The sequence below is a fragment of the Mesorhizobium sp. B2-4-17 genome, assembly GCF_006441275.1.
Lineage (GTDB): Bacteria > Pseudomonadota > Alphaproteobacteria > Rhizobiales > Rhizobiaceae > Mesorhizobium.
The window spans coordinates 84865-98420 of record NZ_VFUX01000005.1; the positions used below are offsets into that span (position 1 = coordinate 84865).

General features: G+C 64.0%; 15 protein-coding genes. All 15 read left to right on the forward strand.

Annotated features, from left to right (window positions below; genetic code table 11):
- Positions 1-88: 88 nt before the first annotated feature.
- The 15 genes from FJ548_RS05940 to FJ548_RS06010 all read left to right on the forward strand — a co-directional run bounded on the left by FJ548_RS05940 (position 89) and on the right by FJ548_RS06010 (position 13495).
- Positions 89-1732, forward strand: coding sequence for a Na+/H+ antiporter (locus tag FJ548_RS05940; protein ID WP_140777294.1), 1644 nt, complete (start codon positions 89-91; stop codon positions 1730-1732).
- Between the two features lie 204 nt (positions 1733-1936).
- Positions 1937-3250 carry a serine hydroxymethyltransferase gene (glyA, locus tag FJ548_RS05945; protein WP_015318249.1) on the forward strand — a complete coding sequence of 438 codons (1314 nt, stop codon included), beginning with the start codon at positions 1937-1939 and terminating at the stop codon, positions 3248-3250.
- Between the two features lie 79 nt (positions 3251-3329).
- Positions 3330-3908: a hypothetical protein gene (locus tag FJ548_RS05950; protein WP_181165597.1), complete on the forward strand. Its 579-nt coding sequence runs from the start codon at positions 3330-3332 to the stop codon at positions 3906-3908.
- A gap of 204 nt (positions 3909-4112) precedes the next feature.
- Positions 4113-4592 (forward strand): transcriptional regulator NrdR, encoded by a 480-nt coding sequence (gene nrdR / locus FJ548_RS05955; RefSeq protein ID WP_010915593.1) that lies wholly within the window; start codon positions 4113-4115, stop codon positions 4590-4592.
- A gap of 2 nt (positions 4593-4594) precedes the next feature.
- Positions 4595-5725, forward strand: coding sequence for a bifunctional diaminohydroxyphosphoribosylaminopyrimidine deaminase/5-amino-6-(5-phosphoribosylamino)uracil reductase RibD (gene ribD, locus FJ548_RS05960; RefSeq protein ID WP_140762826.1), 1131 nt, complete (start codon positions 4595-4597; stop codon positions 5723-5725).
- A gap of 11 nt (positions 5726-5736) precedes the next feature.
- Entirely contained in the window at positions 5737-6354 is a 618-nt protein-coding gene (locus FJ548_RS05965) for a riboflavin synthase (RefSeq protein ID WP_140777295.1), read from the forward strand.
- Between the two features lie 72 nt (positions 6355-6426).
- The gene (locus FJ548_RS05970; protein ID WP_140692671.1) at positions 6427-6687 is read left to right on the forward strand and encodes a ribbon-helix-helix domain-containing protein; all 261 of its coding nucleotides are present in this window, start codon (positions 6427-6429) and stop codon (positions 6685-6687) included.
- A complete protein-coding gene (locus FJ548_RS05975) occupies positions 6687-6962 on the forward strand; it encodes a type II toxin-antitoxin system RelE/ParE family toxin (RefSeq protein ID WP_140777296.1) in 276 nt (91 codons plus the stop codon). The genes FJ548_RS05970 and FJ548_RS05975 overlap by 1 nt, the downstream gene beginning before the upstream one ends.
- A gap of 81 nt (positions 6963-7043) precedes the next feature.
- Positions 7044-7538 carry a 6,7-dimethyl-8-ribityllumazine synthase gene (ribH, locus tag FJ548_RS05980; RefSeq protein ID WP_140609994.1) on the forward strand — a complete coding sequence of 165 codons (495 nt, stop codon included), beginning with the start codon at positions 7044-7046 and terminating at the stop codon, positions 7536-7538.
- On the forward strand, positions 7535-8035 hold the full coding sequence (nusB, locus tag FJ548_RS05985) for a transcription antitermination factor NusB (RefSeq protein WP_140777297.1): 501 nt from the start codon (positions 7535-7537) through the stop codon (positions 8033-8035). The genes ribH and nusB overlap by 4 nt, the downstream gene beginning before the upstream one ends.
- Positions 8032-9270: an MFS transporter gene (locus FJ548_RS05990; protein WP_140762817.1), complete on the forward strand. Its 1239-nt coding sequence runs from the start codon at positions 8032-8034 to the stop codon at positions 9268-9270. The genes nusB and FJ548_RS05990 overlap by 4 nt, the downstream gene beginning before the upstream one ends.
- Before the next feature lie 156 nt (positions 9271-9426).
- On the forward strand, positions 9427-10338 hold the full coding sequence (locus FJ548_RS05995; protein WP_140692663.1) for an ABC transporter substrate-binding protein: 912 nt from the start codon (positions 9427-9429) through the stop codon (positions 10336-10338).
- 312 nt (positions 10339-10650) lie between these two features.
- On the forward strand, positions 10651-11814 hold the full coding sequence (locus FJ548_RS06000) for an ABC transporter permease (protein ID WP_140777298.1): 1164 nt from the start codon (positions 10651-10653) through the stop codon (positions 11812-11814).
- Complete coding sequence (locus FJ548_RS06005) at positions 11811-12749, forward strand: ABC transporter ATP-binding protein (RefSeq protein WP_140777299.1); 939 nt, start codon at positions 11811-11813, stop codon at positions 12747-12749. Before FJ548_RS06000 ends, FJ548_RS06005 begins: the two co-directional genes overlap by 4 nt.
- A complete protein-coding gene (locus tag FJ548_RS06010) occupies positions 12746-13495 on the forward strand; it encodes an ABC transporter permease (RefSeq protein WP_140777300.1) in 750 nt (249 codons plus the stop codon). Before FJ548_RS06005 ends, FJ548_RS06010 begins: the two co-directional genes overlap by 4 nt.
- Positions 13496-13556 lie beyond the last annotated feature (61 nt).

The window sequence follows — 13556 nt, forward strand, 5'->3', positions numbered from 1 at the left end:
TGCGGTTGACGGTCATTGCCGCGCGGCGCCTTGTCTGGACGCGAGACCGACGATTGCGCATGGTTCGTGAAACAGCCGGAATCGCGCCATGCAAGCCGCTATCTTTGTCCTCCTGGTGCTCGTCTTCGTCGCCGTTTCCGGCGCATTGGTGCGCCTGGTGCGCGTGCCGCTGCCGGTGCTGCAGATCGCGATAGGCGCCGCGCTTGCCTGGCCGGTGCGCGGCATCCATATCGAGATCGATCCGGAACTGTTCCTGCTGGTGTTCATTCCGCCGCTGCTGTTCAGCGATGCCTTTGGTGCGCCCAAGCGCGAGCTGGTGGCATTGCGCTGGCCGATCCTTGCCCTTGCCATAGGCCTCGTCTTCTTCACCATCGTCGGCTTCGGCTATGCCTTGCACTGGCTGGTGCCCAGCATCCCGCTGGTCGTTGCATTCGCTCTTGCCGCGGTGCTGTCGCCGACGGACGCGGTGGCTGTCTCCTCGATCGTCGACAGGAACGTCGTTCCGGCGCGGCTGATGCACATTCTGGAAGGCGAGTCGCTGCTCAACGACGCGTCGGGTCTGGTCATGTTCCGCTTTGCCGTCGCAGCAGCGCTTACCGGCAGTTTTTCCCTGGCCGCTGCCTCACTGAGTTTTCTCTATGCGGTGGTGGTCGGTATCCTGGCCGGGGTGGCGGCATTGTTCATCGCCGCCAAGGCGCTGCAACTGCTTGACCGCATCGGCGGCGTGCCGGCCGAGGCGCAGGTGCTGATCACCATCCTGCTCCCCTTCGTCGCCTATCTCGGCGCCGAGCACTTCGAGGCCTCGGGCGTCCTGGCCGCCGTGACCGCTGGCCTCTTGACCGGGAGCACCGGCATATTCCGCTTTCTCGGTGTCTCGGCGCGCATGCAGACGATCTCGCTGTGGACGACGTTTTCCTTCGTCTTCAACGGCGCGCTGTTCATTGTGCTCGGCCTGCAGCTTCCCGAAATTATCCGCAAGGTGCCGCCGGAGCTCACCGGCCACTATCCCGCCATCCAGCCGGTACTGACCGTGGTTGCGCTAACCCTGTGCCTGATCGCGATCCGTTTCGTCTGGATCTGGATCGGCGATATCGCGGCGGCGCTCGCCGCACGGCTCGGCAAGCGCAAGGCCGAACCGTTCGGCCTGCGGGTGCGGCTCGCGGGATCGGTGGCCGGCGTGCGCGGGGCCATCACATTGGCCGGCATATTGTCGCTGCCGTTGGCCCTGCAGGATGGTTCGCCGTTCCCCGCACGGGACCTGGTCATCTTTCTCGCCGCCGGCGTTATCATCTGCTCCCTGGCGATCGCCAGCCTTGCCTTGCCGGTGATCGCGCGCGGGCTGATCGGGCCAGGCGAAGATTCCGGGGCGGCCGAGGAGCGCATGGCGCGTGTCGGCGCGGCGAAGGCGGCAATCGCCCATCTTGAAAGCATCGCGCAGACGGATGAAGGGGAGGGCGATGTGCCTGGCGCCAGGCTCGCCGCCGCCAACGGCATTGTCGCTGCCTACCGGCGACGTATCGCTGCGTCCGACGAGGCCGACGAAGCGCGCGCCGAAGTGCGGGAGGCAGGCAGGCTGGAGGTCGACCTGAGGCTCGCCGGCATCGCCGCCGAGCGTGACGCCTTGCGCGCCATGCTTCGCCGCGGCGAGATCAACGACCACACAGCGCAAGCGCTGTTCACCGAGACCACGCTTACGGAAGCTCTTTTGAACGGCAGGCAGATGCGGAAGTAGGACTGGCGACGCCCAGGTGCCGTGGATTCGCAGCCTCTGGCGCAAACCGGCCAGCAAATTTCGCGCTGCAAACGTGGCGGGTTGAAAACAACTGTGTTAATGGCGCGGCGAACTCAATGCATGTCGCCCAAAAGTGTGCAGCGGTTTTGGGACGACGGCATACTCAAAACAAAAACTGACCTCGAACCCTGGGGAATTCAGGCCATGGCAACAGCAGCGGCAGCGTCGAACAAATTCGAATCCTTCTTCGAAACCACGCTGGAAGATGCCGATCCGGAGATTTTCGGCGCCATCCGCAACGAACTCGGTCGCCAGCGCCACGAGATCGAACTGATCGCCTCGGAAAACATCGTCTCGCGCGCCGTGCTCGAGGCGCAGGGGTCGATCATGACCAACAAATATGCCGAGGGCTATCCGGGCAAGCGCTATTATGGCGGCTGCCAGTTCGTCGACGTCGCCGAGGAATTGGCCATCGAGCGGGCGAAAAAGCTGTTCGGCTGCAACTTCGCCAACGTCCAGCCGAACTCGGGCAGCCAGATGAACCAGGCGGTGTTCCTGGCGCTCTTGCAGCCTGGCGACACTTTTATGGGCCTCGATCTCAATTCCGGTGGCCACCTCACCCACGGTTCGCCGGTCAACATGAGCGGCAAGTGGTTCAAGGTCGTATCTTACGGCGTGCGCAAGGACGATCATCTGCTCGACATGGACGCGATCGAAAAGACCGCGCACGAGACCAAGCCGAAGCTGATCCTGGCCGGCGGCACCGCCTATTCGCGCATCTGGGACTGGAAGCGTTTCCGCGAGATCGCGGATGCGGTCGGCGCCTATCTGATGGTCGACATGGCGCACATTGCGGGGCTCGTCGCCGGTGGCGTGCATCCCTCGCCACTGCCGCACGCGCATGTGGTGACCACCACCACGCACAAGTCGCTGCGCGGCCCACGTGGCGGCATGATCCTGTGCAACGACGAAGACATTGCCAAGAAGATGAATTCGGCGGTGTTCCCCGGCCTGCAGGGCGGTCCGCTGATGCATGTCATCGCCGCCAAGGCAGTGGCCTTCGGCGAGGCGCTGAAGCCGAGCTTCAAGGTCTATGCCGAGAGCGTGGCCGCCAACGCCAAGGCGCTGGCCTCCAGCCTCAAGGAAACGGGTCTCGACATCGTTTCCGGCGGCACCGACAACCATCTGATGCTGGTCGACCTGCGTCCCAAGAACGCCACCGGCAAGCGGGCCGAGGCAGCCCTTGGCCGCGCCAACATCACCTGCAACAAGAACGGCATCCCGTTCGATCCGGAAAAGCCCTTCGTCACCTCGGGCGTGCGGCTGGGCACACCCGCCGGCACCACGCGCGGCTTCGGCCAGGCCGAGTTCCGGGAGATCGGCAAGCTGATCGCAGAAGTGCTCGATGGCCTCAAGGTCGCCAATTCCGACGAGGGCAATGCCGCGGTCGAGGCGGCGGTCAAGGCCAAGGTGGTGGCGCTGACCGATCGCTTCCCGCTCTATCCTTATCTCGGTTGACCGGACGCGTAGCGTCATCTTTTATCCGCCGTGGTGCATCACCCTCGATCGGGTGATGCATGGAACCGGAGAATTGAGGATGCGCGATTTTCGTTCTGGCTTGCTCGGCGTTGTCGGCTGGCTGGCCGTTTGCGGCGCCGCTTTGGCGCAGACCCAGCCCGCCCCGGACATGCCTGCCACCAGCACCTTCGGCCGATGGACAACCCTCGTCGATGCGCTCGACACCGGCCAGGACGCTCGCAAGACCTGCGCGGCTTCGACGGCGTTCTTCGATGCGAGTGGCAATTCGGGCACGCTGACATTGTCGATTTCGACCGGCGATGCCCTGCCACCAGACGCTTATCCGGCCGTAATGCTGACCATCGACAATCGCAACCTGCCGACCGGCGATAAGATCGCGGCGACTTTCGGCGACCCCGGCGTCAAGGTTTCGGCTACGGTCTCTTCCAGCGATGCCGTCAACGGCCGCCCGAGCTGGACGGTCGACAATCAGGCCAAGACCAGTCTCGCGCTGCTGCGTGCCATGCGCCAGGCCACCTCGCTCGATGTGGCTTTCGGCAAGGAGGCAGTCGCCAGCATCCCGATGGACGGCTTCACCAAGGCCTACCGCAATCTCGGAACATCCTGCGGCTTTCCAACCAAGGACGTCGCGCCGTGATGCGGACGGCCGGGTGGGAGTGGGGGCTGCGAATGGGCCTTGCATGGAGGGTGTGGTCGGCGGCTGGTTGCCCGCGCTGGCAATCTTGCTTGCGCCTCGCTATCTCTGATGCGGCAGGCCGTCGAAGAAACGGAACTGCTTCAATCCCGACCGGAAAGGCTCTAAGCCTTTCGCCTCATCAGATTCGCGAACTCAAGGCTTTTTATGCGCTGTCCCTATTGCCAGTCCGAAGATACGCAGGTGAAGGATTCGCGCCCCGCCGAGGATGGCGCGGCGATCCGCAGGCGGCGTGTCTGCCCCGACTGCGGTGGCCGTTTCACCACCTTCGAACGCGTGCAATTGCGCGATCTGGTCGTGGTCAAGAAATCAGGCCGGAAAGTGCCGTTCGACCGCGACAAGCTGTTACGCTCGGTCGAGATCGCGGTGCGCAAGCGCAATGTCGATCCTGAACGCATCGACCGTGCGGTGACCGGCATCGTGCGCCAGCTCGAAAGCTCGGGCGAGACGGAAGTGGCTTCCGGCGAGGTCGGCCGACTGGTCATGGAAGCGCTGAAGTCGCTCGACGACGTCGCCTATGTCCGCTTCGCTTCGGTCTACCGCAATTTTCGCGAGGCCAAGGACTTCCATGAACTGCTGGGTGAACTGAAGGGTGACGAAGACAAGAGCGAAGAGGACGCCGGCTGACCATGGCAGCACCGCAACGCAGCGAGGCCAAACAAGCGGCCCTTGATCGCCGTTTCATGGCCGCCGCTCTGCGGCTTTCGCGCCGGAATGCGGGCAGGACCTCGACCAATCCTTCCGTGGGCACGCTGGTCGTGCGCGATGACGGCGCGGGGCCGATGATCGTCGGCACCGGCGTCACCGCGATCGGCGGCCGCCCGCATGCCGAGACCGAGGCGCTGGCCGAGGCAGGCGAATTGGCGCGCGGCGCCACCGCTTATGTGACACTGGAACCCTGCGCCCATCACGGCCGCACGCCGCCTTGCGCCAATGCGCTGGTCAATGCCGGCATCGCGCGGGTCGTTGGCGCGGCGAGCGATCCCGATCCGCGCGTTTCCGGCAAGGGCTACGCCATTCTGCGCGCCGCCGGTGTCGAGGTGGTCGAAAAGGTACTGGCGGCGGAAGCCGCCGAGCAGATGGCAGGCTATCTCATTCGCTCGCTCAACAAGCGTCCGGAAGTGACTCTTAAGCTTGCGCTTTCCAGCGATGGCAAGATCGGCAGGGAAGGCGCCGGTCAGGTCGCGATAACAGGCGATATTGCGCGCCGCGAAGTCTACATGATACGGGCCGAGGCCGACGCCATCCTGGTCGGCATCGGCACGGCGCTGGAGGATGATCCGGCGCTGACCGTGCGTTTGCCGGGGCTGGAGAATCGCTCGCCGGCTCGTATCGTCCTCGATCGTCAGATCAGGCTCCCGGAGAGCTCGAAACTGGTCTCGGGCGTGGATCGCGTGCCGCTCTATGTCGCCGCTTGCCTGGAGGCCGATCCGCGGCGCCGGGCGACGCTCGAACGTGCCGGTGTGCGCTTCATCGGCACCGAAACGCATCAGGGTGGCGTCGCGTTGCCGGAACTGCTCGAGGATCTGGCGGCGCTCGGCATGGCTACTGTACTGGTCGAAGGGGGCGCCAAGGTAGCCAGCGCTTTCCTGGCGGATGGGCTGGTCGACCGCGTCGTGCTGTTCCAGGGGCCGGAAGCGATCGGCGAAGACGGCATTGCATCGCCCGTCGATGCTGACCATATCCCGGCTGGCTTTCGCAAGTTGCGCGAGATGCAGTTCGGCGAAGACAGCTACGCCGAGTGGGTAAGGGACCTCTAGGATCAGCATCGATGTTTACTGGAATTGTCACCGATATCGGCACCGTCGCGGCCGTCAAGCCGCTCAGCGAAGGCATCGGCTTACGCATCGATACTGCTTATGACCCCGAGACCATCGCCATCGGTGCTTCGATCTCCTGCGGCGGTGTCTGTCTGACGGTCACGGCCTTGCCCGACAGCGGCTCGAACGCACGCTGGTTCGAGGTCGAGGCCTGGGAAGAAGCCTTGCGGCTGACCACGGCCTCGGGCTGGAGACCCGGCACGCGGATCAATCTGGAGCGGGCGCTGAAGATCGGTGACGAACTCGGCGGTCATATTGTCTCAGGCCATGTCGACGGCACCGCCGAGATCGTCGAGCACAAGGATGAGGGCGACGCGGTGCGCTTCACGCTGGAAGCGCCGCGCCATCTGGCGAAGTTCATCGCGCCGAAAGGTTCTGTCGCGCTCGACGGAACCTCGCTCACCGTCAACAAGGTCGATGGCACCCGCTTCGACGTGCTGTTGATCCACCATTCGCTGACCGTCACCACCTGGGGCGAGCGCAAAATCGGCGACCACGTCAATCTTGAGATCGACACCATGGCCCGCTACGCGGCGCGGCTGGCGGAGGCGGCGAAAGAGGGGCCTTGAGCCTAACCCGCTACCCCACGCCTCGACTTAATCAGTTTTAATCGCTACGATTAAATCTGATTGTGAGGTTAGATGGACACAAAAGTAATCACCGCTCACGTTCCGCTGCCGCTGGCGGAAAAAGTAGACCAACTGGCTGCTCGCCTTGAGCGCCCGCGCGGCTGGATTGTCAAACAAGCTCTTTCTGCGTGGGTGGATTTGGAGGAGGAGCGCCAACGGCTCACGCTTGAAGCACTGGCCGATGTGGACGCAGGACGGGTCATCGATCACCAGGCCGTGCAGGCATGGGCTGAGAGTCTTGGCACCGAAAAGCCGCTGCCGGTGCCACGCTGATGGAGTTGAAATGGACCAGTAAGGCTTTGTCCGATCTGGTCCGGCTCCATGACTTTCTAGCGCCGGCAAATGGTCCGGCTGCCGCACGAGCCGTACAGTCGCTTGCCGCCGCGCCGGCACGGCTGGTTGAGTATCCACGCATAGGTGAGAGACTGGAAGAGTTCGAACCGCGCGAGGTGCGCCGCATTTCGGTAGGCAGCTACGAAATTCGTTACGAAATACAGAGCACGACAATCTTCGTGTTGCGCCTATGGCATAGGCGGGAGGATCGATAGAGCAGGCGTCCATCGAGCAATCTTCCGCTTGCGATCAGCCCGGCTTCGGCCTAAGTCACCGGCAACCCCCCGGAGATATCTATGGCTGGCACATCCCAACACGGCAGAGCCTTCATTCGTCCGAAGGCGAAGGCGCATCTGCTCATCGTCGAAGCGCGCTTTCACGACGATCTTGCCGACGCGCTGCTCGAAGGCGCGACAAGCGCGCTCGATGAAGCGGACGCAACCTATGACGTTGTCACCGTTCCCGGCTCGCTGGAGATTCCCGCGGTGATCACCTTCGCGCTGGACGGCGCCGCCGAGGGCGGCACGCACTATGACGGCTTCGTTGCGCTCGGCACCATCATCCGCGGCGATACCTATCATTTCGACATCGTCGCCAATGAATCCAGCCGCGCGCTCATGGACTTGTCCGTGCAGGACTCCGTCTGTGTCGGCAACGGTATCCTGACCACCGAGAATGACGCGCAGGCGTGGACCCGGGCAAAGCGCTCGGAAGGCGACAAGGGTGGTTTCGCCGCGCGTGCGGCATTGACCATGATTGCCCTCAAGGAACAACTGGGAGCGCGATCGTGAGCGAACCTGCTTCACCCGGCCAGCCCGCGGCACGCCAGGCCAACAAGCGCGGCGCTGCTCGGCTCGCCGCCGTGCAGGCCCTCTACCAGATGGACGTAGCCGGTAGTGGTGTCTTCGAGATCACTGCCGAATATGAGGCGTTTCGCCTCGGCAAGGAAGTCGACGGCGCGCTCTATCGCGAGGCCGACGCGCAATGGTTTCGCGCCATCCTTACGGGGGTCGTCGAGAATCAGAAGACCATCGATCCGATCATCCGCCAGGCGCTGACGGATGACTGGCCGTTGTCCAGGCTCGATTCGACGCTTCGCGCCATGCTGCGTGCCGGCGTCTATGAGTTGATGAAGCGCGAGGATGTGCCCGTCGCCGTCATCGTCACCGAATATGTCGACATCGCCAGGGCCTTCTACGAGGAAGACGAACCAAAGCTGGTCAATGCCGTGCTCGACCGCGTATCGCGCCGGGTGCGCGGCGAGGGACGTGGCAAGGACGCATCGTGACGGCCATCGCTGTCGAGACGGGCAGGGAAGGGCGACGCACCGCGTTGATCCTCGCCGCCTCGCAGGCGGTTATCGGATCGGCGGCACCCATCGCCATCTCCATGGGGGCGCTGGCCGGGCAATATCTGCTCGGCGCCGACAAATCACTGGCGACAGCGCCAATCACCGGCTTCAACCTTGGCGTGGCGCTCGGCGCTTTGCCCGCCGCGGCTATTATCCGCCGGATGGGCCAGCGCGGCGGCTTCATGACCGGGACCGTCGTCACCGCGCTTGGTGGCCTGATAGCGACACTGGCGCTTTTCCACGGCAGTTTCTGGATTTTCGCGTTCGCGCTGCTCGTGATCGGCATCGGTGGTGCCTTCGTGCAGCAGTTCCGCTTCGCCGCCGCCGATAACGCGCCGCCGGAGTTCAAGGCGCGCGCCATCTCCTTCGTACTGGCCGGCGGCATCGTCACCGCCATCCTTGGGCCGCAGATTGTCATCTTCACCCGGGAATTGTTCGCGCCGGTGATGTTTGCCGGTTCGTTTGCATCCATCCTTGTGCTGGCGGCCGTCGGCGCCGCGATCCTGTCGCTGCTGAGATTGCCGGCAAAGACCGCCGCCAAGGTCGACGTTGCCGACAGCGATGCCAGGCCATTGGTCGAAATCATCACGAAGCCGCGCTTTATCGCCGCGTTGTCTTGCGAGGTCGGCAGTTACGCGCTGATGAGCTTCGTCATGACTGGCGCACCACTGGCCATGGTCGGCTGCGGCCTGTCGGAGGATAATGCGACGCTCGGCATTTCCTGGCATGTCATGGCGATGTTCGCGCCGAGCTTTTTTACCGGCTCGCTGATTCATCGCTTCGGCGCCGAGCGCATCGTGGCGGCAGGTCTGGTCCTGCTCATCGGCTGCGCCATCGTCGCCTTGTCGGGCTTGGCGCTATGGCAATTCTGGACGGCGCTGATCCTGCTCGGGCTTGGCTGGAATTTCAGTTTCATCGGCGCCACCGCCATGGTCGCGGCCAGTTACCGGCCCTCTGAAAAGAGCAAGGTGCAGGGTTTCCACGATTTCATCCTATTCGGCTCGGTCGCCTGCGCGTCGCTGCTCTCGGGCATGGTCTATAACGCCTGGGGTTGGACGATGCTCAACTGGATGATCTTTCCGGTCACAGTGCTGTGCTTCGTCGCGCTCGGTGCGCTCAAGCTGACGAATTCACGCAAGGCCAACGCCTGGTCCAGATCGCTGTCGCCCTGACAGGATGCTGTCGGCATGCTTCGGGTCGAACGCGCCGCGCCGAACAAAAATATTGCGCCTGTGCCTGTTGTTATGAAACCGTATGCCCCGACGGGCCGTTCGAGCCATGCTCATATTCGGCTGCCGAATCTCGGTGGATAACAAGGGGTTTTCAAAATGTTTTCAGTCAAGATTTTGGCCAGCGCGGCATTGGCTCTGGCCGTCACGGCGGCTTCTGCCAGTGCACAGGTGGTTGTCTCCTCCAAGATCGACACCGAGGGCGGCGTGCTGGGCAACATTATCCAGCTCGTTCTCAACGCCAACAACATCAAGACCACGGACCGCATCCAGCTCGGCGGCACGCCGGTGGTGCGCAAAGCGATCACCGCCGGCGAGATTGACATCTATCCCGAATACACCGGCAACGCGGCTTTCTTCTTCGAAAAGGCGGACGACCCGGTATGGAAGGATGCCGCCAAGGCCTATGAGACGGCCAAGAAACTTGACTATGACGCCAACAAGATCGTCTGGCTGTCGCCTGCGCCGGCCAACAACACCTGGGCGATCGCGCTGCGCAAGGAAGTGGCCGACAGCAACAAGCTCGCCACGCTTTCCGACTTCGGCAAATATGTTGCCGGCGGCGGCCAGGTTGTGTTGGCGGCTTCGGCCGAGTTCGTCAACTCGGCCGCGGCCCTGCCGGCCTTCCAGACCACCTATGGCTTCACGCTGAAACCGGAGCAACTGATCACGCTGTCGGGCGGCGATACGGCGGCGACCATTGCCGCGGCCGCCAACCAGACCAGCGGCGCCAACGCCGCCATGGTCTACGGCACCGACGGCGGCATCGCGCCGTCGGGCCTCGTCGTGCTCAATGACGACAAGGGTGTGCAGCCGGTTTATCAGCCGGCGCCGATCATCCGCGAATCCGTGCTGAAGGAACATCCGGAGATCGAGACGCTGCTGAAGCCGGTCTTCGCCAAGCTCGACCTCGTAACGCTGCAGGAACTGAACGGCCGCGTGCAGGTCGGCGGCGAGCCGGTCAAGGGCGTCGCCGAGGACTTCCTGAAGAAGAACGGGTTCTTGAAGTAACGACCGAAAGATCGCGACGCAGGTGCGAGTAGTGCGGTCGGCGGAGCTGTCAATCTCCCCCCTTGCGGGGGAGATGTCCGGCAGGACAGAGGGGGGTGCTGTCCCGCCGCCCTATCGGCGCATCACAATTACCTTCCTTGGCAGGTTTGCTTCCAGACACGCCAGGGCTCGAACGCCGGCGATCCTTCACACCCCCCTTTGGCCTGCCGGCCATCTCCCCCGCAAGGGGGGAGATCGGATCTCACGTCGGATCTCGCCAATCACCGGCGGAGGCCGCAGGAAGCCGAAAATCGCCTGTCTCGAGGGACATCGATGACCCTGCGCTTCGACAAGCTCGGCGTGGTCATAGCCGCGATCGTTGCCTATGCGGCGTTCGCCGCGCCCTTCGCCACATTCCGCGCCAACCGCATCGTTCCGGGCCAGGCGCGTTCTATCATCGAGGCTCTGCCGCCGACGGCTGGGCCATTGCTTCTGGGAATCGTGATCGCCGCGGCGCTCATAGCTCTGTTCAGGACGCCGCTTAAGTTGCGCCTTGCCGCCAGCGTGGCGGCACTTGCCGCACTTGCGCTGCTGATCGGCGTCGCCGGCACATTTCTGACGCCGGCCGGCAACACCTTTGCCAGGGTGTCGCCGGCCTCCGGTTTCTGGATTCTCATCTTCGCCTTCACGCTTTTGCTGGCGGACGTGCTGACGCGCCTGAACTTGTCGCCATTGGCTCGTGTCGGCGTCCTGGCCGCGGCTGCCATGGCCATTGGCCTGCTTTTGACATCGGGAAATTGGAACGATCTTTCCATCCTCAAGGAATACGCCAACCGCGCCGACAGTTTCTGGGCCGAAGGCTCCAAGCACGTCACGCTGGCGCTGGGTTCGCTGGCCGCCGCCGTCATCGTCGGCCTGCCGCTCGGCATCCTGTGCCATCGTGTTGAACGGTTGCGCGCCGGCGTGCTCAACGTCCTCAACATCATCCAGACCATCCCTTCGATCGCGCTGTTCGGGCTGCTGATCGCGCCGCTCGGCTGGGTGGCCACGCATGTGCCGGGGGCTGCCGTGCTCGGCATTCGCGGCATCGGCACGGCGCCCGCTTTCGTCGCGCTGTTCCTCTATTCACTGCTGCCGGTGGTGGCCAACACGCTGGTCGGGCTCGCCGGCGTGCCGCGTGCCGCCAACGACGCGGCGCGCGGCATGGGCATGACCGATCGCCAGCGCCTGTTCGGCGTCGAGTTTCCGCTGGCCTTTCCGGTCATCCTCACCGGCATCCGCATCGTACTGGTACAGAATATCGGGCTTGCCACGATCGCCGCGCTTATCGGTGGCGGCGGCTTTGGCGTGTTCGTCTTCCAGGGCGTCGGCCAGACGGCGATGGACCTGGTGCTGCTTGGCGCGGTGCCGACGGTGGCTTTGGCCTTCGCCGCCGCTATCATCCTCGACGCGGCGATCGAAATGACTGCCACCAAGCGCAGGGTTGAAACGGCATGATCCAGATCGAAGGCATTACCAAGCGCTATGATACGACAACGGTGGTCGACGACGTATCGATGGTCATCGAGCCGCGCACCATTGCCGTCATTGTCGGCACCTCAGGCTCCGGCAAGACGACGCTGCTTCGCATGATCAACCGGCTGGTGGAACCAACCGCCGGCGTGATCAAGCTCGACGGCGCCGACAATCGCTCGGTGCCAGGTTACGAACTGCGCCGCAGCATCGGCTACGCCATCCAGGGCCACGGCCTGTTTCCGCATCGCACCGTGGCGCAGAACATCGCCACGGTGCCGGTGCTGCTTGGCTGGGACAAGGCACGCATCAAGACCCGCGTTGATGAACTGATGACGCTTTACCAGCTTGACCCCCGGGAATTCGGGCCGCGCTATCCGCATGAATTGTCCGGTGGCCAACAGCAGCGCGTCGGCGTGGCCCGCGCGCTTGCCGCCGAGCCCAACGTGCTGTTGATGGACGAGCCGTTCGGCGCGCTCGACCCGATCATCCGCACCAAAGCGCAGCAGGATCTGCTGGCGATCCAGAAGCGCTTCGGCACCACCATCATCCTCGTCACCCATGACATGGAGGAAGCCGTGCACATGGGCGACAAGATCGCCGTCATGGATGCCGGCAAGCTCGTGCAATATGCCAGACCCGCCGAGATCCTGGCAAACCCGGCCAGCAGCTTCGTCGAGACCCTGGTCGGCGCCAGTGAGAGGCCATTCAGGCTGCTGTCGCTCGGACGGGTGCGCGACGCGGTGGAGACCGGTGTTGCCGATGGCGAAGCGATCCCCGGCGATGCCAGCCAGCGCGATGCGCTGGCCGAACTCCTGTGGTCGGGCCGACCGGCGCTGCCAGTAAAGGGCGCCGACGGCAAGCCGCTTGGCCGTGTCACCGTGGACGGGCTGGTCAAGCGGGCGGCGAGGCCGGCATGAAAGCCTGGCTGCCTCTGCTACTGAGGCTTGCGCTGGTGGTGTTGCTCGTGGCCTTCGTCACCAGCCCAGGCTGGTTCGAGCCGCTGCTGAAGCCGCTGACCGAGAACAACGCTCCCGCGATCTACAATCAGGGCAGCCTGCTGACTTTGACGCTGCTGCATCTGCGCACCGTGCTGATCGCCACCGTCGCCGCGACCATCGTCGCGGTGGCGCTGGCCATCCTTGTCACCAGGCCTGCCGGTGCCGAATTCCTGCCGCTGTCGCGCAGTCTGGTCAACATCGGCCAGACCTTTCCACCGGTGGCCGTGCTGGCGCTCGCCGTGCCGGCTGTCGGTTTCGGCGAGAAGCCGACGCTGATCGCCCTGTTTCTCTATGGCCTGCTGCCGATCTTCGAAAATGCGCTGACCGGGCTGACAACGCTTCCAGCAAACGTCGTCGAGGCGGCGCGCGGCGCCGGGATGACCGACTGGCAAAGGCTCACCAAGGTCGAGTTGCCGCTCAGCGCACCGATCATCCTGGGCGGCATCAGGCTCTCGGTGGTCATCAGCCTGGCCACCGCCACCATCGGCTCGACGGTGGCCGCCAGGACACTGGGCGAAGTGATCATCGCCGGCCTCTTGTCGAACAATTTCGCCTTCATCCTGCAGGGTGGCCTGATCGTGGCGGCCCTGGCCGTGCTGATCTATGACGGGCTGTCGGCGGTTGAGCGTTACACGGCGCGACGCATGGGCAGAGACGTCGAGTAGCCCGCCTCATCGCCGGGATCGATTTTCAATCGATCTAACCGCAAGGTGAGTAGGGCGCACA

What these genes read in the sequence shown, in the direction of transcription:
- FJ548_RS05975 (WP_140777296.1), top strand. Translation starts at nt 6,687, where the DNA reads ATGGAGTTGAAATGGACCAGTAAGGCTTTGTCCGATCTGGTCCGGCTC.
- FJ548_RS06010 (WP_140777300.1), top strand. Translation starts at nt 12,746, where the DNA reads ATGAAAGCCTGGCTGCCTCTGCTACTGAGGCTTGCGCTGGTGGTGTTG.
- FJ548_RS06000 (WP_140777298.1), top strand. Translation starts at nt 10,651, where the DNA reads ATGACCCTGCGCTTCGACAAGCTCGGCGTGGTCATAGCCGCGATCGTT.
- glyA (WP_015318249.1), top strand. Translation starts at nt 1,937, where the DNA reads ATGGCAACAGCAGCGGCAGCGTCGAACAAATTCGAATCCTTCTTCGAA.
- FJ548_RS05970 (WP_140692671.1), top strand. Translation starts at nt 6,427, where the DNA reads ATGGACACAAAAGTAATCACCGCTCACGTTCCGCTGCCGCTGGCGGAA.
- FJ548_RS05965 (WP_140777295.1), top strand. Translation starts at nt 5,737, where the DNA reads ATGTTTACTGGAATTGTCACCGATATCGGCACCGTCGCGGCCGTCAAG.
- FJ548_RS05940 (WP_140777294.1), top strand. Translation starts at nt 89, where the DNA reads ATGCAAGCCGCTATCTTTGTCCTCCTGGTGCTCGTCTTCGTCGCCGTT.
- nrdR (WP_010915593.1), top strand. Translation starts at nt 4,113, where the DNA reads ATGCGCTGTCCCTATTGCCAGTCCGAAGATACGCAGGTGAAGGATTCG.
- FJ548_RS06005 (WP_140777299.1), top strand. Translation starts at nt 11,811, where the DNA reads ATGATCCAGATCGAAGGCATTACCAAGCGCTATGATACGACAACGGTG.
- ribD (WP_140762826.1), top strand. Translation starts at nt 4,595, where the DNA reads ATGGCAGCACCGCAACGCAGCGAGGCCAAACAAGCGGCCCTTGATCGC.
- FJ548_RS05950 (WP_181165597.1), top strand. Translation starts at nt 3,330, where the DNA reads ATGCGCGATTTTCGTTCTGGCTTGCTCGGCGTTGTCGGCTGGCTGGCC.
- FJ548_RS05995 (WP_140692663.1), top strand. Translation starts at nt 9,427, where the DNA reads ATGTTTTCAGTCAAGATTTTGGCCAGCGCGGCATTGGCTCTGGCCGTC.
- ribH (WP_140609994.1), top strand. Translation starts at nt 7,044, where the DNA reads ATGGCTGGCACATCCCAACACGGCAGAGCCTTCATTCGTCCGAAGGCG.